The sequence below is a fragment of the Sphingomonas sp. genome, assembly GCF_039595165.1.
Lineage (GTDB): Bacteria > Pseudomonadota > Alphaproteobacteria > Sphingomonadales > Sphingomonadaceae > Sphingomonas.
Genome location: NZ_JBCNMA010000006.1, coordinates 34,546 through 54,934, shown reverse-complemented (window position 1 = coordinate 54,934; position 20,389 = coordinate 34,546). Strand labels below are relative to the sequence as shown.

Genomic DNA, 20,389 nt, shown 5'->3' with positions numbered 1-20,389 from the left:
TCGGGTGGGTCAGGTCTCGCGCACCACCATCCGTGTCGGCAGCGTCACCGATTGCGGCCGCCCGCCATCGATCCGCTGCATCAGCTTCTCGACCAGCAGCGCGCCGGCGACGTCGGTCTTCTGGTCGATCGTGGTGATCGCCGGGCTGAAATGCGCGGTCGGCGGGATGTTGTTGTAGCCGACCAGCGAGAAATCCTTCGGCGCCGTGAGCCCGCGCGCGCGGAACGAGCCGATCGCGGCCATCGCCGCGGTGTCGGAGAAGGCGAACACCGCATCGGGCCCGCCGCCCTGCGCGAGATAGGACGTCACCGCATCGCCGGTCGCGGTGAAGGCCATCGACGGGATCGAGAGCAGCTCGATCGACACGTCGGAATGGCCCGCCGCGCCGAGCTTCAACCCCTCGTAGCGCAGCCGCAATTCCTCATGCCTTGTGTCGCCGAGGAACAGCCAGCGCTTGCGGCCCTGCGCCAGGAAATGCTGCGCGGCGAGCTTGCCGCCGGCGAGATTGTCGCTGCCGACGGCGCAATAGCCGGCGTCGGACGCCACCGCCCCCCACACCACCAGCGGCAGATTCTCGCGCGCAAGGCTGCGCAGCATCGCGTCACGCGTGCCCTGGCCGAGCACGATGAACCCGTCCGCGCCGCGCGCCTGGAAGAAGTCGCGAAAGGCACGCGCGTCGTCGAGCCCCGGGGGCGAGAGCAGCAGGTCCTGGTTGCGGATCGACAGCGCTTCCGACACGCCGGCGAGTAGCTCGAAGATGAACGGGTCGCCGATCGCGCCATGGCGGTGCGATCCGAAATCGAGCACCACCGCGACGGTGTTGGTACGCGCGTGGCGGAGCTTCTGCGCATTGCGGTTGACGGCATAGCCATGCGCGCGCGCCACCTCGAGCACGCGCTCGCGCGTCTCCTCGGTCACCAGCGGGCTACCGTTGAGCACGCGCGACACGGTCGGGGTCGAGACGTTCGCGAGGCGCGCGATGTCCTGCATCGTCAGCCGCGATGCGCCCCCGCGCTTACTCTTCGGCTCCCTGCCCATCGCGACGTTGGTAGGGCGCGGCAGCATGGGCCGCAAGCCGTCTGTGCATCCAGCGGTGAAACGACCCCTTGAAAAGCATTTCAGATATGCATAGCATTATCCCCTGGAAGGCAAATGTGCCGACGCACGCTCGATGGGGAGGATTTATGCTTCGCAGTGCCATGTTCATGCTCGGGGCGGCGCCGCTGGCGCTGCTCGCCACCGCAGCTCACGCTCAGACGACTGACACGGCCGCCGCGCCGCAGGACGAAGCCGAGACGACCGAAGAGATCGTCGTGGTCGGTACCGCTGGCGGCGGCACGCGCCGCCAGGACGCGGCGTTCGCGGTCACGACGCTGAGCGAGGAAGCGCTCGACCGCGCCGCGCCGACCAGCACCGCCGACATCCTGCGCAGCGTGCCGGGCGTGATGGCGGAGAGCTCGGGCGGCCAGAACGGCGCCAACATCTTCGTGCGCGGCTATCCCTCGGGCGGCGACGCGCAGTTCGTCACCTTCCAGCTCGGCGGCGTGCCGATCTTCCCGCCGGCGACGCTCTCGTTCCTCGAAAACTCGCAGCTGATCCGCCTCGACGAGACGGTCAAGCGCGTCGAGGCGGTACGCGGCGGCACCGGCTCGCTCTTCTCGAACGGCCAGCCGGGCCTCACCGTCAACGTCGTGCCGCGCACCGGCGGCAGCAACTTCGAGGGCTTCGGCAAGGTCAGCTACACCGATTATGGCGAGATCCGCGGCGACGCCTGGGTGTCGGGCCCGCTCGGCGAGAATACCGGCTTCATGGTCGGCGGCTACTACGCCCAGGGCAATGGCGTGCGCGATCCGCAGTTCCGCGCCGAGAAGGGCGGGCAGATCACCGCCAACATCCGCCACGAGTTCGACAATCGCGGATCGGTCGAGATCTATGCGCGCTACCTCAACGACCGCGGCCAGTGGCTGCTGCCGATCCCGGTGATGTCGAACAATGGCGAGATCTCGGCCTATCCCGGCTTCGACGCCGGCACCGGCACGCTGCCTGGGCGCGAGACGCGCGTGACCACCAATATCGTCGGCCGCACCATCGACCTGGCCCAGGGCCGCGGCGCCGATGTGATCAACACCGGCATCGCGTTCGACTATGAAGTCGCCGAGGGCCTGCGCCTGCGCGAGCGGTTGAGCTATCTCGGCGGCAATGCCGACACGATCGGCATGGTCCCCGAGGGCCCGCCGCGCTCGGCCGCCGATGTGGCGGTCGCGCTGGGCGGCGCCGGATCGACCGTCTCCAGCCTCACCTATGTGAATGGCGGGCAGGCGGTTACCGGCGGCGCCAACGCGCAGGTGATGCGCGCCGGCATCTGGGAAGTGCGCAAGAAGATCTCGTCCTTCGTGTCGGATTCGGCGTTCGAGTGGACCGCGGGCAACAACAAGTTCACCGGCGGCTTCTATTTCGCCGACTATAGCTCACGCGACAAATGGGTGCTCGGCAACCAGGTGCTGCTCACCGCCGAGCCCAATGCGCGGCTGCTCAACCTGACGCTGAACGGCGGACGCACGGCGACGCTGAACGGCTTCACCAGCGGCCCCGGCTTCCAGGTCGATGCCTTCTACAAGGGCACCGACTACGCCTTCTACGCGGTCGACGAATTCCAGATCACGCCCGAGCTGCGCATCGATGGCGGTGTGCGCTGGCAGCGCCACGTGGTCGACGCCACGCTGCGCACTCCGCGCGGCGCGGCGGAGGGCGGCAATGTCAACCTGGATGGCAACCCCAACACGCTCTACGACAATTCGGTCACCGTGCTCGGCGGCCCGCGCCAGCTCCACTATTCGGACTCGGCCTGGTCGTGGACCGTCGGCGTCAATTATGACTTCACCAGCGAGATCGGCGTGTTCGCGCGCTACAGCCGCGGCAACAGCTTCCCGCAGTTCGACAATCTGCGCGAGGGGCTGACCCAGATCGCCGAGGTCGACACCTATGAGGGTGGCCTCAAGGTCTCGACGCCGCTGATCAGCCTCTATGCCACGCTGTTCCACAACAAGTTCGATGGCCTCGCATCGTCGCGCCTCGTCAACAACGTGCCGATCCCGGAAGTCGGCGGCGCCAAGACCACCGGCGTCGAGATCGAAGGAGCGGTGCGGCCGTTCCGCGGCTTCAGCATCACCGCGGGCGGCACTTGGCTCGACGCGAGCTATGAGGGTTTCTTCACCGGCGGGACGGTCGACAACACCGGCAACCAGGTGCAGCGCCAGCCGCGCTGGGCGTGGCGCGTGACCCCGGCCTATGAAGTTGACCTCGGCGGGGTGAGGCCGGCGGTGTTCGCCACGCTGCAATATACCGGCGACCGTTTCTCGGACCCCGAGAACGCGCAGGTGCTGCCCAATTTCTACCAGCTCGACGCGGGCATCACGGTCGATGTCGGCGAGCATGTGACCCTGGCGGTGACGGGCAACAACCTCACTGACGAGATCGGGCTGACCGAGGGCAATCCGCGCATCATCGGCGGGCAGGGATCGGGCGCGATCCTGGCGCGTCCGATCCTCGGCCGCTCGTTCCGCTTCAGCGCCGCGGTGAAGTTCTAGAACCCCTCCTCTCCCGGACCGAAGGCCCCCTTCCCCTTCCCGGTCCGGGACCCTTTCCTCTCAGCGGGAGATCCGCCCATGCACCGCCGTACGCTGCTCAAGGGGATGGCGGGGGCGGCGGCGGTCTCGGCAGGCACCGCGCGGGCTGCGCAGCCCGGCAAGCGGCAGCGCAACGTGCTGCTGCTGATCTCCGACGACCAGGGGCTCGACCTCGGCTGCTACGGCGTGCCGGTGGCGACGCCGCGGCTCGACCGGCTGGCGCGCGAGGGCACGCGCTTTGCAAACGCCTTCGCCGCGGTCTCGTCGTGCAGCCCGAGCCGCGCGGTGATCCATAGCGGGCTCTACGGCCACCAGAACGGCATGTACGGGCTGCAGCACGACGTACACCACCAGTCGCTGCTCGACGGGATCGAAACGCTGCCGTCGCTGCTGCGCCGCGCCGGCTATGCCGTGGCGCTGATCGGCAAGAAGCATATCGGCCCCGACAGCGCCTTCCCGTTCGAAGCCGAGCTGGTGCCCGAACGCTCGGGCATCCGCGACGTCCGCGAGATGGCGACCGCGGCGGCGAGCTTCATCCGCTCGACGAGCGACCGGCCCTTCTTCGTGACCGTCGCGTACAGCGACCCGCACCGCGCCGCGACCGATTACGGCAACGACCGGCCCTGGCCCGGGGTGAAGCCGGTCCGCTACGATCCCGCCAAGGTGCATATCCCTTCGCATCTGCCCGACTTGCCCGCCGTGCGGCGCGACCTTGCCGAATATTATGAATCGCTGAGCCGGCTCGACAGCGGGGTCGGCATGCTGCTCGACCTGCTCGGCGAGAGCGGGCGTGCGGACGATACGTTGGTGATCTTCCTCAGCGACAATGGCCGGCCTTTCCCCGGCGCGAAGACCAACCTCTACGCGCCGGGGCTGCACCTCCCGCTGATCGTCCGCGCGCCGGACATGGGCGCGGCTGTCAACGACGCGATGGTCAGCTGGATCGATATCGCGCCGACCGTGCTCGAATGGGCGAACGTGGCGCCGCCCGACTATCCACTGCCGGGCAAGTCGCTGCTGCCGATCCTCGGCAAGGCCGACGACCCGGCGCGCGACGCGGTGTTCGCGAGCCACGAATTCCATGAGATCAACCAGTACTACCCGATGCGCGCGGTGCGGACGCGGACGCACAGCTACATCCTCAACCTCGCCCACCCGCTCGACTATCCCATAGCGGGCGACGTCGCGGGCTCGCCGAGCTGGCAGGCGATCGCCGCGGATCCCGCGATCCCGCTCGGGAAGCGCAGCCAGGCGGCGTATCGCAATCGCCCGGCGGAGGAGCTGTACGACCTGACGCGCGATCCCGACGAGCTGGTCAACCTCGCCGCCGATCCGGCGTACGCGACGGTGCGTGACGCACTGCGGGGGCGGCTGCTTGAAATGCGCAAGGCGACCCGCGATCCGTGGCTCGCGGGGCAGACCGATCCCTATTCGCATCTGAGTCACTAATGAGAGGCCGCGAGCGCATGAAGACCATCGTCGCGCTGCTCGCGCTGCTCGCAGCCGCTCCGGCGCCGGCGCAGCAAAGCCCCGCCGCGGTCGACATACCCGCCTTCACGCTGCCGCCTTCGGACCAGCTGAGCGAGGAGGCGAAGGCGGTGCTTCTGCGCATGCGCACGGCGCGGGCGCCGGATCTCGGGGGCGACCTAGCGAAGCAGCGCGCCTTCTACCAGAAATACAATGACGATCGGCTGGCGGAGATGCGGCGGCACTTCCGCACCCGCGAGGAACGCGCGTCGCTGGGCGGCGTGGCGGTCGACATCGTCACGCCCGAGGCGGGAATCGATCCGCGCAACCATGATCGCGTGCTGATCAACGTCCATGGCGGCGCGTTCATGTGGGGAGCGGGCAGCGGTGCGCTGGTCGAGGCGATTCCGATCGCCGCGACGGCGCGGATCAAGGTCGTCACGGTCGATTACCGGCTGACCCCGGAGCACCGCTATCCCGCGGCGTCGGAGGATGTGAGCGCAGTCTATCGCGCCCTGCTCGAGCACTACCGGCCGGAGCAGATCGGTATCTATGGCTGTTCCGCGGGCGGGATCATCGCCGCCCAGTCGGTCGCGTGGATCCGCAGGCAGGGGCTGCCGCGTCCCGGCGCGCTCGGCACCTTCTGCGGAACCGCGGCGGGCTTCGGCGGCGACAGCGCCTATCTTGCCGGGCCGAGCGCCGAAGGCACCGCGCCCCCGGCCGGGCCGCTGCCGCCCCTGTTGCAGACGCCCTACATGGCGGGGGTGGCGGCCGACGATGCCGCTGCCTACCCGCTGCTGTCCGAAGCCGAGATCGAGTCATTCCCGCCGACCTTGCTGCTCGCGGGCAGCCGCGACTTCGCGGCGAGCGCGCTGACGCTGGCGCACCGGCGGTTGGCGCAAGCCGGGGTAGCGAGCCAATTGTTCCTGTTCGACGGATTGCCGCATGCCTTCTTCGTCTGGCCCGACATGCCGGAATCGACCGAGGCCTATCGCGTCATCGCACGCTTCTTCGACCAGCATCTGGGCGGACGGGAATGAGCAACGAGATCGACCGGCGCGGCGTGCTGCTGGCCGGCAGCGGCGGGGCGTTCGGCCTGTACAGCTGGGCGGCGGCGGCGAATCCACGGAAGAAGAACCTCACGCTCAAGCACCTCTCCGGGACGCGGCCGCGCAACATCCTGGTCGTGCTGACCGACGACCATCGCTACGACGCGATGGGGTTCATGAAAGCGCAGGATTTCGGCGAGACCCCGACGCTCGACCGCCTGGCGCGCGAGGGCGTGCATTTCCGCAACGCCTTCGTCACCACCGCGCTCTGCTCGCCATCGCGCGCCTCGATCTTCACCGGGCTCTATGCCCACCAGCACCGCGTGGTCGACAACAACCATCCGATCCCGCCCGGCCTCACTTACTATCCCGAATATCTCCAGCGTGCCGGCTACGAGACCGCGTTCATCGGCAAGTGGCATATGGGCGCCGAGACCGATACGCCGCAGCCGGGCTTCGACCATTGGGTTAGCTTCAAGGGCCAGGGCCATTATTTGCCCCATCCCGACGGGCTCAACGTCAACGGCAACAAGGTGCCGCAAAAAGGCTATATCACCGACGAGCTCACCGAATACGCGCTCGACTGGATCGGCAAGCGCGACCGCAAGCGGCCATGGATGATGCACCTCGCGCACAAGGCCGTGCATTCCGAGTTCATCCCTGCGCCGCGCCATGCCGGACGCTACAAGGATGCCAGGTTCCGCTACCCCGACAACATGAAGCCCGGCATGCCCGGGCGGCCGATGTGGGTCGAGAACCAGCGCAACAGCTGGCACGGCGTCGAGTACGCCTATCACGGCACGCTCGACATCGCCGATTACTACAAGGCCTATATGGAGACATTGCTCGCGGTCGACGAAGGGCTGGCGCGGATCATGGACCTGCTGGCCGAGCGCGGCGAGCTCGACGACACACTGATCCTCTACATGGGCGACAACGGCTTCATGTTCGGCGAGCACGGGCTGATCGACAAGCGCGCCGCATACGAGGAATCGATGCGCGTGCCGATGATCGCGCGCTGCCCGGCGCTGTTCGGGGCGGGCACGGTCGAACAGGTCGTCGCCAATATCGATGTCGCGCCGACCATGCTCGCGGCGGCGGGTCTCGCCGCGCCGGCGGGGATGGCGGGCGCGAACATGCTTCCGCTGGCGCGGGGTGAAAAGGTGCCGTGGCGCGAGGAGCTGGTCTACGAATATTATTGGGAGCGCAATTTTCCGCAGACCCCGACCGTCCACGCGCTGCGCGAGGACCGCTACAAGTACATCCGCTTCCACGGCATCTGGGATCTCGACGAGCTCTACGACCTCGAGGCCGACCCGCAGGAGAACGACAATCTGCTCGCGCGGCCTGGGCATGAGGCGCTGGCGGAGCGGATGAGCGCCAAGCTGTTCAAGCTGCTGGAGGACACCGACGGGATGCAGATCCCGCTGAGCGCGGATTCAGGCGAACGCAACGTGCTGCGCAGTCCCAAGGGCACGCCCGGCGCGCCCTTCCCGCCGAGCTTCACTCGGCCGCCGCCTCGCCAGGTCTAGACTCGGCCGGTGCGGCGTGGCCGCTGCGCCGCCACCAGCCGCGTAGCAGGCGGCCCGCCAGCGCCGGGAAGCCGGGCCGCACGAACAGCCAGTCGCGGATCGCGGGTCCGGCATCGGCGCCGATCACGCGCTTGTAGCCGCTGTCACCAGCGCCCCAGTCGACGGTCGCGATGCCGTCGTCGAGCGCGCGGACGAGATTGCGATAGTACAGCAGCTTGCCCGGCGAATGTTTGGCGACGCGCGGATCGTAGCTGTTGGCGATGGCGTATTTGAGCGTGCCGGCATTCATGTCGAACGAGAAGGCCGCGGGCTCGCCGTCGATGCGGAGCAGCGCCGCCCACATCATCTCCGCGATCACCGGATCGCTGGCGGCGGCGCGCCAGAAGGCGCCGTGCCCGTCGCTCGTGAACTTGGCGTCGCTGCCGTCGGTGCGTGAGGCGATCCAGCTCTTGCGCTCGATCGCGGCGAGGTCGTCGAACGCCGCTTGGGTCCAGTCCGCGCCCGCGACGAAGCTCCAGTCGAGCGCGCCATGCTCGGCGAGATGCTTCTCGTGGAAGCGGTTCTTGCGCAGCGTCGAGTTGCGCGGCCACGTCCCCTCGCCGCGCAGCGCGGTCATGTCGAGCAGGAAGCTCTCCGCCACGAAGCGATCGAGCGCGACCCAGCCTTTGGCCGCGGCGGCGGCGCGCAGGCCCTCGAGCGCCGGGTCGCCGTCATAGACCGGCCCGATGCGCAGCGCGTTCGCCTCGCGCCCGAGCTGGTCGAGCAGCAGCTCGAAGGCTTCGGCGCCGGCGTCGGCCGCGGCGGGGAAGCTGCGGAACGGCCAGTAGCAGCCGGGCACCGCGGCGAGGCGCAGGAAGGATGGGCCGAGCGGGACGAGCGGCAGCGCCAGCACCGGCACGCCCTCGCGCGCCACGGTCAGCGTGCGCGCCGCGCCGCCATAGGCCGCGAGCGCCGCGGCGAACCAGCCATAGCGCAGGAAGCGGTGCGTCGGCGCGGCATGGTCCGCGACCGTGTCGAGCGCGCTGGCAAGGCCGTCGCCGATGCTCGCGGCGAGCAGCGGGGGCAAGCGGGTGAACTCGGCGAGCGGCATCGGCCTGGTCATGTCCCGCGCGATAACGCGAATGCGTTACCAACCGGTGCAAGCCGCTTGGCGGCGCGGCACGTGCGCCATAGAGTGGGGCGAATGCAGCCGCTGATGCTCTCCACCGTCGCCCAGACCATCCAGGTCTCGATCGCGCCCGTCTTCCTGCTCGCGGGCGTCGCCGGCTTCCTCAACGTGCTGATCGGGCGCATGGCGCGCGTGGTCGATCGCTCGCGCAAGATCGAGCAGCTCCACCCGGTGTCGCGGGGGGCCGAGCACGACCGGCACGTATGGGAGCTGCGGCTGATCGACCGGCGGCTGTCGGTGATCAACACCTCGATCTGGCTGTGCGTCGCGAGTGCGATCCTGATCTGCCTGGTCGTCGCGCTGATGTTCAGCGCGACGCTGACTCATCTCGACATCGGTGGAATCGTCGCGGTGACCTTCATCGCCTCGATGCTCCTGCTGACGGCGGGGCTGATCGCCTTTCTGGTCGAAGTGCGCCTGTCGCTTCAGGCAGTGCACATCCGCGAGGAGCTGCTCGAGCGCGAGGGCCGCTAGCGTCAGACGCAGCCGCGGCGCCCCAGCGGTTCGCGGCGCAGCAGCGCCGGAACCTCAGCGTCGATCCTTTGCCAGTGCGGTAGCCGCAAGCGGCGATACTCTCTCGCGACCAGCGCGGCCGCACCGCGCGCGCCGAGCTCGCTCAGATGCGTGTCGTCGGCGATCCCGTTCGGAAAGGCCTGGAATCCGTCTTCGGGCTTCAAGTGGAGGTAGAATGCCTTGGCGCGTTCGGCGCCGGCGCGGTCGATCCAGCTCCGGCTGAGCGATTCGAGGTCGACGACCTTCACCCGCTCGCGCTTCGCCACATCGCGCACGACGGCGGAATAGGCGGCGAAGCCCGCCTTGGTGCGGCCGCCGGGCTCGAACATGCGCTGCGCGATCGGCGTGACGAGGACGGGCGTCGCCCCCGCCGCCCGCGCCTCGGTGACGAAGCGCTCGAGATTGGCGCGATAGACGGTCTCCGCCGGCGCATAGCGTTCGGGCTTCAGATTGGCATCGTTGTGCGCGAACTGGATGAGCACGACGTCGCCCTTGCGGAGGTCGGCGCGCAGCCGCTCCCAGCGGCCTTCGGCGAGGAAGCTCTTGGTACTGCGTCCGCCGATCGCCCGGTTCTGCAGCCCGATACCCTTGCGAAGCGCGCAAGCGAACATCTGGCCCCAGCCGGTCTGCGGATAGCGCGCCGCATCATAGCTCTGCGCGGTCGAATCGCTGGCGATGAAGATTTGCGGGGTACCGTCGCGGGCGAGCGGGGGCGGCGGCGCGGTGGTCGGCGAGGTCTGGGCGAGCAGCGCCAGCGCGAGCGATACGGCGGTGGTTGCCCGCACGATCCTGTGGTTCAGCACGCTTGGCATTTCGCCCATCCTCACTCCAATCCCATTTAATGGGATCATGCATCATTATTGGGCATGAGATGTAGCCGGAGCATGATGGCGCGCCAAGTGATTTGCGGATCGCGTCGCACGGCGCGTTCGACGAGCCAGGGTGCGCGAGTCGGAGCACGCGGCGATGTTCCGCTGCCCGACCGGAAAGTCGCTGGGAGCAAGCGTGCGTCAAGTGACGAAAGTGGCGGAGGTCCTTGGCGCACCCGACAGGATTCGAACCTGTGGCCTCTGCCTTCGGAGGGCAGCGCTCTATCCAGCTGAGCTACGGGTGCGTGGGTTGCAGCGCCTAGCAAAGCAAAAGCCGCCGCGCCAGCGCTAAACGGCGGCCGGGTCCCAGCCCTTCGGCGGCGGGGTCTTGGGCCTGTAGGCGCACAGATCGGCGACGATGCAGCGCCAGCATTCGGGCGTGCGCGCCTTGCAGACATAGCGGCCGTGCAGGATCAGCCAGTGATGCGCGTGCAGGCGGAAGGGCTGCGGCACCTTCTTCTCCAGCTGCTTCTCGACCGCGAGCGGCGTCTTGCCGGGGGCGAGGCCGGTGCGGTTGCCGACGCGGAAGATGTGCGTGTCGACCGCGAAGGTCTCCTGCCCGAACGCGACATTCATCACCACATTGGCGGTCTTGCGCCCCACGCCGGGGAGTTTCTCGAGCGCGTCGCGATCGGCGGGCACCCGGCTGCCATGCTCGGCGATCAGCGCGTGCGAAAGGGCGATGACGTTCTTGGCCTTGCTGTTGAACAGGCCGATCGTCTTGATGTGCTGCTTCAAGCCCTCCTCGCCGAGCGCGACCATCTTCTCGGGCGTGTCGACCTGCGCGAACAGCCGCCGCGTCGCCTTGTTGACGCCGGCGTCGGTCGCCTGCGCCGAGAGCACCACGGCGACGAGCAGCGTGTAGTCGTTGACCGATTCGAGCTCGGTCTCGGGATGCGGATTGGCTTCAGCCAGCCGCTCGAAGAAGTGGAAGATGTCGGCCTTCTTCAAAGGCCGAGCACCGCATCCATCGTGTAGCGGCCGGCGGGTTTGCCCGCGAGCCACAGCGCCGCCCTGACCGCCCCGCGCGCGAAGATCGCGCGATCCCCCGCGCGATGGGCGAGCTCGATCCGCTCGCCGGTTCCGGCAAGCACGACCAGGTGATCGCCGACGACCGTGCCGCCGCGCAGCGAGGCGAAACCGATCGTCCCTTCCGCACGCGCGCCGGTGAGGCCCGCACGGTCGGCGACGCGGACTTCGCCCAGCGCGACCTCGCGCCCCGCCGCCGCCGCCTCGCCCAGCATCAGCGCGGTGCCCGACGGCGCGTCGACCTTCTGGCGGTGGTGCATCTCGGCGATCTCGATGTCCCAGTCGGGCCCCAGCCGAGCCGCCGCCTCGCGTACCAGCCGCGCCAGCAGCACGACGCCCAGCGAAGTGTTGCCGGTCTGCAGCACCGCGATGTCGCGCGCGGCATCGTCGATCAGCGCGTGGTGCTGCGCGTTGAGCCCGGTGGTGCCGATCACGATCGGGGTCCCGGCCGCGCGCGCTGCGGCGAGGTGCGCTTCCAGCGCGACGGGGGTTGAGAAATCGACCAGCGCATCCGCCGCAGCCGCGACCGCGGCGGGATCGTCGCCGGCATCGGCGCCGCCCGCAAAGCCAACGCCCTGCTCCGCCAGGATGTCGCGGATCGCCACGCCCATGCGGCCGAGGCTGCCGTAGATGCCGATGCTGGTCATGGCCGCTGCTTTGACACGGATGACGGCGAGCGCAACAGCGCTTTTCTTTTTGAGAATGCGCCTGTCGGCGCATTGCGGCACGGCGCGCTCCCCCGCCCGGCCATCCATCAAGATACACTGGCGTGGGTGGCCGGGCGGGGGAGCGGGCCGGTACCGTGTCAGAATGCGCACTTTCGCGCATCTCAAGACGAGTCTCAGGCGCCCTCGAGCGCCTTCTGCCGCCGCCGCTGGACCGAGCTGCCGATGCCCATCGCCTCGCGATATTTGGCGACGGTGCGGCGGGCGATGTCGAAGCCCTTCGCGTTGAGCATCTCGACCAGCGTATCGTCCGACAGGATCTTGCGCGGATCCTCGGCCTGGATCAGCGCACGGATCGCGCTCTTGACCGCCTCGGCCGAGACCGCGTCGCCGCCATCGGCGGACTGGATCGCCGAGGTGAAGAAATACTTCAGCTCGAACAGCCCGCGCGCGCAGGACAGGTACTTGTTCGACGTCACGCGGCTGACGGTCGATTCGTGCATCTCGATCGCGTCGGCGATCTGGCGCAGGGTCAGCGGCTTGAGGTGCGAGACGCCGTGGCGGAAGAATGCCTCCTGCTGCTTCACGATCTCCGACGCGACCTTGATGATCGTGCGCTGGCGCTGGTCGAGCGCCTTGACCAGCCAGTTGGCGCTGGCGAGCATGTCGCTGAGCCAGGCCTTGCTCGACTTGTCCTGCGGGCCCGCCGATACCTCGGCATAATAAGCGCGGTTGACGAGCACGCGCGGCAACGTCGCGCCGTTCAATTCGACCGCCCAGCCCTGCCCGCGCGGCGCGACGAAGATGTCGGGGGTGACGGCCAGCATGGGCTCGCCGCCGAAGCGGCAGCCGGGCTTGGGATCATAGCCGCGCAGCTCGCGGATCATGTCGGCCATGTCCTCGTCGTCGACCCCGCAGATGCGTTTCAGGCGCGCCAGCTCGCCGCGCGCGAGCAAGTCGAGATTGGCGATCAGCGCGGCCATGCACGGATCGTAGCGGTCGGCCTCCTTGGCCTGCAGCGCGATGCATTCGGCGAGGTCGCGCGCGCCGACGCCGGTGGGGTCGAAGGTCTGGATGACGGCCAGCACCGCCTCGACACGCGCCAGCGGCACGCCGAGCCGCGTCGCCACGTCGAGCAGCGAGACGGTGAGATAACCCGCCTCGTCGATCTGGTCGATCAGGTGCTGGGCGATGAACAGGTCCGCGCCGTCGACCGCCGCGCCGGCCTGGGCGAGCAAGTGATCGGCGAGGCTGAGATCGGGTGCCGAGAAGCTGTCGAAGTCGGGACCGTCATCGCCGGCGCCGCCCGACCCCGTGCCCGCCAGCCCCAGCCCGCCGTCGAGCCCGCCGATCGAGTCCGAGGGGCTGTCGTGATGGAAGGTCTCGGCGGTGAAATCGACGTCGAGCGAGGCTTCGCCGGTCGCCGCGCCGGCATCGAGCAGCTCGGCGGCATCCGCCGGCCCTTCGCGCTCGGCCAGCAACTCGGGCTCCGGCGCGTCGGCCGGCTCGCGCTCCTCGCCGGCGCCGGCGTCGAGCAGCGGGTTCTTCTCGATCTCCTCGGCGATGAAGGTCTCGATCTCGAGGTTGGACAGCGCCAGCAGCTTGATCGCCTGCTGCAGCTGCGGCGTCATCACCAGCGATTGGGACTGCCGCAGGTCGAGGCGCGGAGCGAGGCTCATGGATGTTGCCCGTCACCCCAGCGAAAGCTGGGGTCTCGTGCGGCAAGCTCGCGCTCCGAAACCGCGAGACCCCGGCTTGCGCTGGGGCGACGGAGGGGGAGGAGGCGGCGCGACATGTCCTAGAGCGAGAAGCCCTCGCCGAGATAGAGGCGGCGGACGTTGGCGTCGGCGACGAGGTCCGCCGGCGAGCCCGCGAACAGCACGCGGCCGTCATAGATGATCGAGGCGCGGTCGACGATGTCGAGCGTCTCGCGGACGTTGTGGTCGGTGATGAGCACGCCGATGTTGCGCGTCTTGAGCTCCTTCACCAGGTCGCGGATGTCGGCGATCGAGATCGGGTCGATGCCCGCGAACGGCTCGTCTAGCAGCATGATCGAAGGATCGGCGGCGAGCGCGCGGGCGATCTCGGCGCGGCGCCGCTCGCCGCCCGACAGCGCCATCGCCGGCGCGTCGCGCAACCGCGTCAGCCCGAACTCCTCGAGCAGCTGCTCGAGCCGCGCCTCGCGCGCCGCGCGATCGGGCTCGGCGAGCTCGAGCACGGCGGAGATGTTCTTGGCGACGGTGAGCCCGCGGAAAATCGAGGTTTCCTGCGGCAGATAGCCGAGGCCGAGGATCGCGCGGCGGTACATCGGCAGCGGCGTGATGTCCTGTCCGTCGAGCATGATGCGCCCGGCGTCGGGCTTGACCAGCCCCATCACCGAGTAGAAGCAGGTCGTCTTGCCGGCGCCGTTGGGCCCGAGCAGCCCGACCACCTCGCCCTTGCCGACCGACAGCGACACGTCGGACAGCACGACGCGCTTGTCGTAGGATTTGGCGATCGACACCACGGCCAGGCCCGATGAAGGCGGGCTGCCCGTATCGGCGGCGGTTACCGGTTCCAGCGTTTCGACGTCTGCCATCATGCCCTTCCTGGTCGCAGGCGATGCTTAGCGATTCCTTGCCGCGCAGTCACTTGGCAAGTTTCATGCATGACGAGCCACGGCGCGAAGTTAGGATGGAACCCGGCGGTGTAAACCCCGCCTGCGGTCAATCGCGCTTGGGAACGGTGAAGCGCCCGGTGACGCGCCCGCCCGACTTGATCACGCTGCCGTCGGGCGCCTTGGTCGTGCCGACGCCCGAGCCGTCGATCGACGCGCGGCCGGTGTCGAGGTTGATCGTCAGCCGCCCGCCGCTCACGCGGTTGCTGCCCTGGGTCAGGGTGACGTTGCCGAGCATCGTGATCACGCGCCGGTTGATGTCGTAGACGCCATATTGCGCGCGCGCGGTCTGGTCGGGCCGGGTGACGGTGACGCCGCCCGACGCGTCGAAGCGCGACACCGAGGGCGAGCCGTCGGTGATCTGGCCGGTATAGGTGACGGTGACACGCGCCGCGGTCAGCGTCATGTTCGCCTGGGTGATTCGCACCCCGCCCGACAGGATCGCGCGGTTCGCCCGGTCCTGCAGGTCGATGCTCTGCGCGGCGAAATCGATCGGCGCGTTCGAGTCGTGGCGCGCCTGGCCCAGCGCCGAGGTGGCGAGCACCCCGGTGGTGGCGGTGGCGGCGAGCGCGAGGATGAGGAGCGGGCGGGCCATGATCACCTATTTGCGCGCTTGGGATCGATCCGCAAGCGGGCATTGCCCTCGATCCGCACGGTTCGCTTGTCGAGATCGGCGGTCATCTTGTTGCCGCTAAAGGTGCCGAGCGGCGTGCGCCCGTCGATCTGCCCGGTGCCGGTCAGGCGGCGGCTCTTGAGGTCGATCGTCGAATCGCGCGTGTCGAGCTGGTAGCCGTCGGCGCTGCGGAAGGTGATCGGGCCGTCGACCGCGACCTGCTCGCTGTCCATGTCGTAGCGGCCGCGCTCGGCGCGCACCTCGGCCGGACCGTCGGAGAGGCGGATGCCGGCGGCGAGGTCGTTGAGCTGGACCACCGGCTCGGCCGAGCTCTTCTGCACCGCCGATCCCGCGCGCAATACGAAAGGCTGACCCTTGGCGTCCTCGCCGCGATAGCGCGCCGACTGGATGCGCAGCCGCTCGCTCGCGACATCGACCTTGTTCTTGTCGAGCACGAAGGAGACGTCGCCCCCCATGAACAAGGGCGCCATCACCAGGAAGGCGCCGAGCACGCCGATGCCTGCGGGAAGGACCAGCAGCATCGTGCGGATGATATGATCATGGCTGCTGCCCGGGCGCGCCCAGCGCTTGCGGCGCGAGCGTTCCTGGACGGCGATCTCAGACATGCGCGTTCTCGCCGAGAGAGCGGCACCAGCCCCCTCCCCCACCCGGCCACCCACACGGTACACTCAATGGGTGGCCGGGTGGGGGAGCGGGCTGGTGCGGCACGATTTCAAACATGCGCGAAGATATCCACTTCGGGCCAGCCGGCGAGATCCAGCTCGGCGCGGTGCGGCAGGAAGTCGAAGCAGGCCTGCGCCAGCGCGACCCGTCCCTCGCGCGCGAGGCGGCGGTCGAGCTCCTCGCGCATTGCGTGGAGGAAGCGCACGTCCGAGGCGGCATAGTCCTTCTGCGCGTCGCTCAGCACCGGCCCGCCCCAGTCGGACGATTGCTGCTGCTTCGAGATCTCCTGCCCGAGCAGCTCGCGCACCAGGTCCTTGAGGCCGTGGCGGTCGGTATAGGTACGCACCAGCCGCGAGGCGGTCTTGGTGCAATAGACCGGCGCCGCGGTGACGCCGAGATAATGGCGGATCGCGGCGAGATCGAAGCGCGCGAAGTGGTAGAGCTTCACCCGCGCAGGATCGGCGAGCAGCGCGCGCAAATTGGGCGCGGCATAGTCGCTGCCTGGCGAGAAGCGGACGAGATGCTCGTCCTCCCCGCCGGCGGAAAGCTGGACGACGCACAGCCGGTCGCGCGGCGTGATCAGCCCCATCGTCTCGGTATCGACGGCGATGTCGACGCCCGGGGCGAAGATGCCTTGGGGAATATCTTCTTCGTGCAGGAAAACGGCCATGCGTCCGCCTAGCCGTTTAAGCCTGAACGCTCAATGGCCTGCAGGCCGGTCGCCGGCGGCGTCGCGCTTCGTCTTGGACTTGCGCGCCACCATGTTGAGGATTTCGACCAGCGCCGAAAAGGCCATCGCGGCATAGATATAGCCCTTGGGCACGTGCACGCCGAAGCCGTCGGCGATCAGCACGGCGCCGATCATCAGCAGGAAGCCGAGCGCGAGCATCACCACCGTGGGATTGCGCTTGATGAAGTTCGCCAGCGGGTCGGCCGCGACCAGCATCACGCCGACGGTGACGATCACCGCCGTCACCATGATCGCGATCTCGTCGGTCATGCCGACCGCGGTCAGGATCGAATCGACCGAGAACACCATGTCGAGCAGGATGATCTGGAAAATCGCGCCGCCGAAGTTGAGGGTCGCGACCTGCTTCTTGTCGAGGATCTCGTCTTCGGAGGGCACCGGATCGATCGTGTGGTGGATTTCCTTGGTCGCCTTCCACACCAGGAACAGCCCGCCCGCGATCAGGATCAGGTCGCGCCACGAGAACGCCGTCTCGAAGCTCGGCTCGCCATGCGCGCCGGGCGCGCCCTGCAGCCCGAGATCGAACACCGGCGTGGTCAGCGAGACGATCACCCAGATCATCGAGAGCAGCACGATGCGCATCACCAGCGCGAGGCCGATGCCGATTCGGCGCGCGCGCTGCTGCTGGTGCTCGGGCAGCTTGTTGGTGAGGATCGAGATGAAGATGAGGTTGTCGATGCCGAGCACCACCTCCATCACGATCAGGGTGAGCAGGGCGGCCCAGGCGGCCGGGTCGGCGAGCAAAGCGGCGATATCCATGGACATTTGCTCTGCCGTCCCTGCGACGCATGCGCAAGTATGCGCTGGACCAGTGCTGGAATCGCGACGAAATCGTTCGCCTATTGTCCCGTTCTCGGTTATGACCCGATTCCATGGGCGTGTCGTTAGAGCGCCGGAATGTCTGCGTCTTCGTCCGGCGCACGGCTTTCAAGATCGAGTTGGGCGACCGGGAAGACGAACAGGGCAATGAGTTTTGATCGAGGGCGCCGCGGGGATCGCGGCGGGCGCGGCAGAGACAAGCGCGACGGTTTCGGCGGCGACGATTTCGGCGGCAGCAGCTATGGCGATCGCGGCGGCTTCGGCGGCGGCGGTTTCGGTGATCGTGGCGGCTTCGGCGGTGGTGGCTTCGGCGGCGGTGGCGGTGGCTATCGTGGCGGTGGTGGCGGCTTCGGCGGCGGCGGTGGCGGCGGTGGCTTCGGCGGCGGTGGTGGCGGCGGCCGCGGCATGCCCCCGCAGGTCGTCGGCGAAGGCACCGGCGTGGTCAAGTTCTTCAACAGCCAGAAGGGCTTCGGCTTCGTCGTCCGTGACGATGGCGGCGAGGACGTGTTCGTGCATATCAGCGCGGTCGAGCAGGCCGGCCTCACCGGCCTGGCCGAGGGCCAGCCGCTGGGCTTCACGCTGGTCGATCGCGGCGGGCGCATCAGCGCGACCGAGCTCAAGATCGACGGCGAGCCGCTTCCGGTCGAGGACCGCGGCCCCCCGCGCGACCGTGACGGTCCGCGCGGCGCCGGCGGTGCGGGTGGCCCGCAGCGCCAGTTGACCGGCGAGAAGGCGACCGGCACGGTCAAGTTCTTCAACGCGATGAAGGGCTTCGGCTTCATTCAGCGCGACGACGGCCAGCCCGACGCATTCGTGCACATCTCGGCCGTCGAGCGTGCCGGCATGCCGACGCTCAACGAAGGCGACCGGCTCGAGTTCGAGCTCGAGGTGGACCGTCGCGGCAAGTATGCCGCGGTGAACCTGCAGCCGGCGCAGTAACGGAACGCGCGCCATGCTCCGGCTGATCGCGGCCGGGCGCGGAGCGACAATGGGGGTCGCCTTGGCCATGCTGGCCGGGGCGGCCCCGGTTGTTTCTGCCCCTCCCCCTTCCTCCGCACCGCAAACGGCGGAGACGCCGGCCGCCTCGCCGCTGGAGCGGATCGAGGCGGCGGAGGTGGTGGCGACCTATCCGCACGATGCGGGCGCCTTCACCCAGGGACTGTTCTTCAGCGACGGGCGGCTGTTCGAGAGCACCGGCCAGCATGGCGAATCGGCGATCCGCGAAGTCGATCTCAAGACCGGCAAGGTCATCCGCGAAACACGCTTGCCCGCCCAATATTTCGGCGAGGGCAGCACAGCCTGGGGCAAGACGATCGTCAGCCTGACCTGGAAGCACGGCAAGGGCTTCCGCTGGGATCGCGACAGCTTCCGCAAGCTCGGCGAGTTCACCTATTCCGGCGAAGGCTGGGGGCTGGCTCAGGACGGCGAGAGCCTGATCCTGTCCGACGGCAGCAGCGAATTGCGCTTCCTCGATCCCGCCACCTTTGCCGAACGCCGCCGCATCACCGTCACCTGGCGCGGGCGGGCGGTGAGTCAGCTCAACGAGCTCGAATATGCCCGCCGCGAGATCCTCGCGAACATCTGGCATAGCGACCTGATCGCGCGGATCGACCCGGCGACGGGCGTGATCAAGGGCGTGATCGACCTCCGTGCGGTCGCCGCGTCGGTCAAGGTGCCGGACAGCGAGTCGGTGCTCAACGGCATCGCCTATGACGCCAGGGTCCGGAAGCTCTACGTCACCGGCAAGCGCTGGCCGCAGCTGTTCGAGATCGCACTGCCCGAGGCGAGCGGCGGCGCCGGATGATCACCAGCCTCGCCGTGTCCGGCTATCGCTCGCTTCGCGAGGTGACGCTGGCATTGGGGCGGCTCAATGTCGTCACCGGAGCGAACGGCAGCGGAAAATCGAGCCTGTACCGGGCATTGCGACTGCTCACCGAGGTCGCGCAAGGCCGCGCCATCGCTTCGCTGGCGGCGGAAGGGGGCCTGGGGTCGACGCTGTGGGCAGGGCCGGAGAAGTTCAGCCGGGAGATGCGCAGCGGCACGCGGCCGGTTCAGGGAACGGTGCGGAGCGGGCCGGTCAGTCTCAAACTGGGCTTCGCCACCGAAGACCTCGGCTACGCCATCGACCTCGGCTTGCCGATCCCGTCGCGCACCCGGTTCGGCCATGACCCCCAGATCAAGGTGGAGGCGTTGTGGACCGGCCCGACGCTGGGCCGGGCCAACCTGCTCGCGGATCGCCATGGTCCGCTGGTCCGCGTTCGAAGCGGCGAATCGGGGGTCTGGCGCGACGGCTTCGGCAATCTCTCCGCCTTCGACAGCATGATGACGCATTGCGCCGATGCAGCCGACGGGCTCGAGTTGCTGCTCCTGCGCGAGCGCATGCGCGGCTGGCGCTTCTACGACGATCTCCGCACCGACCGCGACGCCCCGGCGCGCCGGGCACAGGTGGGAACCTTCACCCCGGTCCTGGCGGGCGACGGATCGAACATCGGCGCCGCCCTGCAGACGATCATCGAGATCGGCGACGTCGACAGCCTGGAGAACGCGATCGCCGATGCCTTCGACGGCGCGACCCTGTCGGTCGGCGAGCGGTTCGAGGTCGAGATGCGGCAATATGGGCTTCTTCGCCCGTTGCTCGCGTCGGAACTGTCCGACGGGACGCTTCGCTACGTGCTGCTCGCCGCCGCGCTGCTCTCGCCTCGCCCGCCGGAATTGATGATCCTGAACGAACCCGAATCGAGTCTCCATCCCGACCTTCTCGATCCGCTCGCGCGGCTGCTGGTCAAGGCATCCGAGCGGTGCCAGGTCATCGTCGTTTCGCACGCCTCGAGGCTGGTGGACGCGCTCGACCGGCATGCCGAAACCTTCCGCATCGAGCTTCGCAAGGAATTGGGCGAGACGATCGTCGATCAGGCCGGCCGTCCGGACTGGGCCTGGCCGGCGCGGTAGCG

19 protein-coding genes and 1 tRNA gene are annotated in these 20,389 nt (G+C 68.6%); 8 read left to right on the top strand and 12 right to left on the bottom strand.

All coding sequences use genetic code 11. The features are described from left to right. Window positions 1-9: 9 nt before the first annotated feature. Window positions 10-1,065, bottom strand: coding sequence for a LacI family DNA-binding transcriptional regulator (locus tag ABDV68_RS02025; protein ID WP_343517976.1), 1,056 nt, complete (start codon window positions 1,063-1,065; stop codon window positions 10-12). Between the two features lie 119 nt (window positions 1,066-1,184). On the opposite strand from ABDV68_RS02025, the gene ABDV68_RS02020 reads away from it, so the two are divergent. The 4 genes from ABDV68_RS02020 to ABDV68_RS02005 all read left to right on the top strand — a co-directional run bounded on the left by ABDV68_RS02020 (window position 1,185) and on the right by ABDV68_RS02005 (window position 7,674). Beyond that, window positions 1,185-3,587 (top strand): TonB-dependent receptor, encoded by a 2,403-nt coding sequence (locus ABDV68_RS02020; protein WP_343517975.1) that lies wholly within the window; start codon window positions 1,185-1,187, stop codon window positions 3,585-3,587. Window positions 3,588-3,665: 78 nt separating this feature from the next. Continuing rightward, entirely contained in the window at window positions 3,666-5,075 is a 1,410-nt protein-coding gene (locus ABDV68_RS02015) for a sulfatase (protein WP_343517974.1), read from the top strand. 17 nt (window positions 5,076-5,092) lie between these two features. Further along, window positions 5,093-6,133 carry an alpha/beta hydrolase gene (locus ABDV68_RS02010; RefSeq protein ID WP_343517973.1) on the top strand — a complete coding sequence of 347 codons (1,041 nt, stop codon included), beginning with the start codon at window positions 5,093-5,095 and terminating at the stop codon, window positions 6,131-6,133. After that, entirely contained in the window at window positions 6,130-7,674 is a 1,545-nt protein-coding gene (locus ABDV68_RS02005) for a sulfatase (protein ID WP_343517972.1), read from the top strand. Before ABDV68_RS02010 ends, ABDV68_RS02005 begins: the two co-directional genes overlap by 4 nt. Here the strand turns inward: ABDV68_RS02005 and ABDV68_RS02000 are convergent. Continuing rightward, window positions 7,646-8,776 carry a GNAT family N-acetyltransferase gene (locus tag ABDV68_RS02000; RefSeq protein WP_343517971.1) on the bottom strand — a complete coding sequence of 377 codons (1,131 nt, stop codon included), beginning with the start codon at window positions 8,774-8,776 and terminating at the stop codon, window positions 7,646-7,648. The two genes, ABDV68_RS02005 and ABDV68_RS02000, sit on opposite strands and share 29 nt — an antisense overlap. A gap of 81 nt (window positions 8,777-8,857) precedes the next feature. Between ABDV68_RS02000 and ABDV68_RS01995 the strand changes: the two genes are divergently transcribed. Next, window positions 8,858-9,316, top strand: coding sequence for a DUF2721 domain-containing protein (locus ABDV68_RS01995; protein ID WP_343517970.1), 459 nt, complete (start codon window positions 8,858-8,860; stop codon window positions 9,314-9,316). Window positions 9,317-9,318: 2 nt separating this feature from the next. On the opposite strand, the gene ABDV68_RS01990 is transcribed toward ABDV68_RS01995, so the two are convergent. From ABDV68_RS01990 to ABDV68_RS01945, 10 genes are all read right to left on the bottom strand, one after another. Then, a complete protein-coding gene (locus ABDV68_RS01990; protein ID WP_343517969.1) occupies window positions 9,319-10,167 on the bottom strand; it encodes a rhamnogalacturonan acetylesterase in 849 nt (282 codons plus the stop codon). A gap of 225 nt (window positions 10,168-10,392) precedes the next feature. Further along, window positions 10,393-10,469: transfer RNA gene (locus ABDV68_RS01985), tRNA-Arg, on the bottom strand. Between the two features lie 43 nt (window positions 10,470-10,512). Continuing rightward, the gene (gene nth, locus ABDV68_RS01980; protein WP_343517968.1) at window positions 10,513-11,175 is read right to left on the bottom strand and encodes an endonuclease III; all 663 of its coding nucleotides are present in this window, start codon (window positions 11,173-11,175) and stop codon (window positions 10,513-10,515) included. Continuing rightward, window positions 11,172-11,900 carry a 4-hydroxy-tetrahydrodipicolinate reductase gene (gene dapB / locus ABDV68_RS01975; protein ID WP_343517967.1) on the bottom strand — a complete coding sequence of 243 codons (729 nt, stop codon included), beginning with the start codon at window positions 11,898-11,900 and terminating at the stop codon, window positions 11,172-11,174. The genes nth and dapB overlap by 4 nt, the downstream gene beginning before the upstream one ends. 194 nt (window positions 11,901-12,094) lie before the next feature. Continuing rightward, entirely contained in the window at window positions 12,095-13,597 is a 1,503-nt protein-coding gene (rpoN, locus tag ABDV68_RS01970) for an RNA polymerase factor sigma-54 (protein ID WP_343517966.1), read from the bottom strand. A gap of 119 nt (window positions 13,598-13,716) precedes the next feature. Next, entirely contained in the window at window positions 13,717-14,496 is a 780-nt protein-coding gene (gene lptB / locus ABDV68_RS01965) for an LPS export ABC transporter ATP-binding protein (RefSeq protein WP_343517965.1), read from the bottom strand. Window positions 14,497-14,623: 127 nt separating this feature from the next. Further along, the gene (locus tag ABDV68_RS01960; RefSeq protein WP_343517964.1) at window positions 14,624-15,169 is read right to left on the bottom strand and encodes an LptA/OstA family protein; all 546 of its coding nucleotides are present in this window, start codon (window positions 15,167-15,169) and stop codon (window positions 14,624-14,626) included. A 2-nt stretch (window positions 15,170-15,171) separates the two neighbouring features. Beyond that, window positions 15,172-15,813, bottom strand: a complete 642-nt coding sequence (gene lptC, locus ABDV68_RS01955; RefSeq protein ID WP_343517963.1) for an LPS export ABC transporter periplasmic protein LptC — start codon at window positions 15,811-15,813, stop codon at window positions 15,172-15,174. 107 nt (window positions 15,814-15,920) lie between these two features. Next, window positions 15,921-16,541 (bottom strand): ribonuclease D, encoded by a 621-nt coding sequence (locus ABDV68_RS01950; RefSeq protein WP_343517962.1) that lies wholly within the window; start codon window positions 16,539-16,541, stop codon window positions 15,921-15,923. 30 nt (window positions 16,542-16,571) lie between these two features. Further along, window positions 16,572-17,378 carry a TerC family protein gene (locus ABDV68_RS01945; RefSeq protein ID WP_343517961.1) on the bottom strand — a complete coding sequence of 269 codons (807 nt, stop codon included), beginning with the start codon at window positions 17,376-17,378 and terminating at the stop codon, window positions 16,572-16,574. A 207-nt stretch (window positions 17,379-17,585) separates the two neighbouring features. On the opposite strand from ABDV68_RS01945, the gene ABDV68_RS01940 reads away from it, so the two are divergent. The 3 genes from ABDV68_RS01940 to ABDV68_RS01930 are packed head-to-tail and all read left to right on the top strand — an operon-like array spanning window position 17,586 to window position 20,387. Then, a complete protein-coding gene (locus tag ABDV68_RS01940) occupies window positions 17,586-18,377 on the top strand; it encodes a cold-shock protein (RefSeq protein ID WP_343517960.1) in 792 nt (263 codons plus the stop codon). Window positions 18,378-18,426: 49 nt separating this feature from the next. Continuing rightward, entirely contained in the window at window positions 18,427-19,242 is an 816-nt protein-coding gene (locus ABDV68_RS01935) for a glutaminyl-peptide cyclotransferase (protein WP_343517959.1), read from the top strand. After that, a complete protein-coding gene (locus tag ABDV68_RS01930; RefSeq protein ID WP_343517958.1) occupies window positions 19,239-20,387 on the top strand; it encodes an AAA family ATPase in 1,149 nt (382 codons plus the stop codon). Before ABDV68_RS01935 ends, ABDV68_RS01930 begins: the two co-directional genes overlap by 4 nt. The last annotated feature ends 2 nt before the right edge of the window (window positions 20,388-20,389 follow it).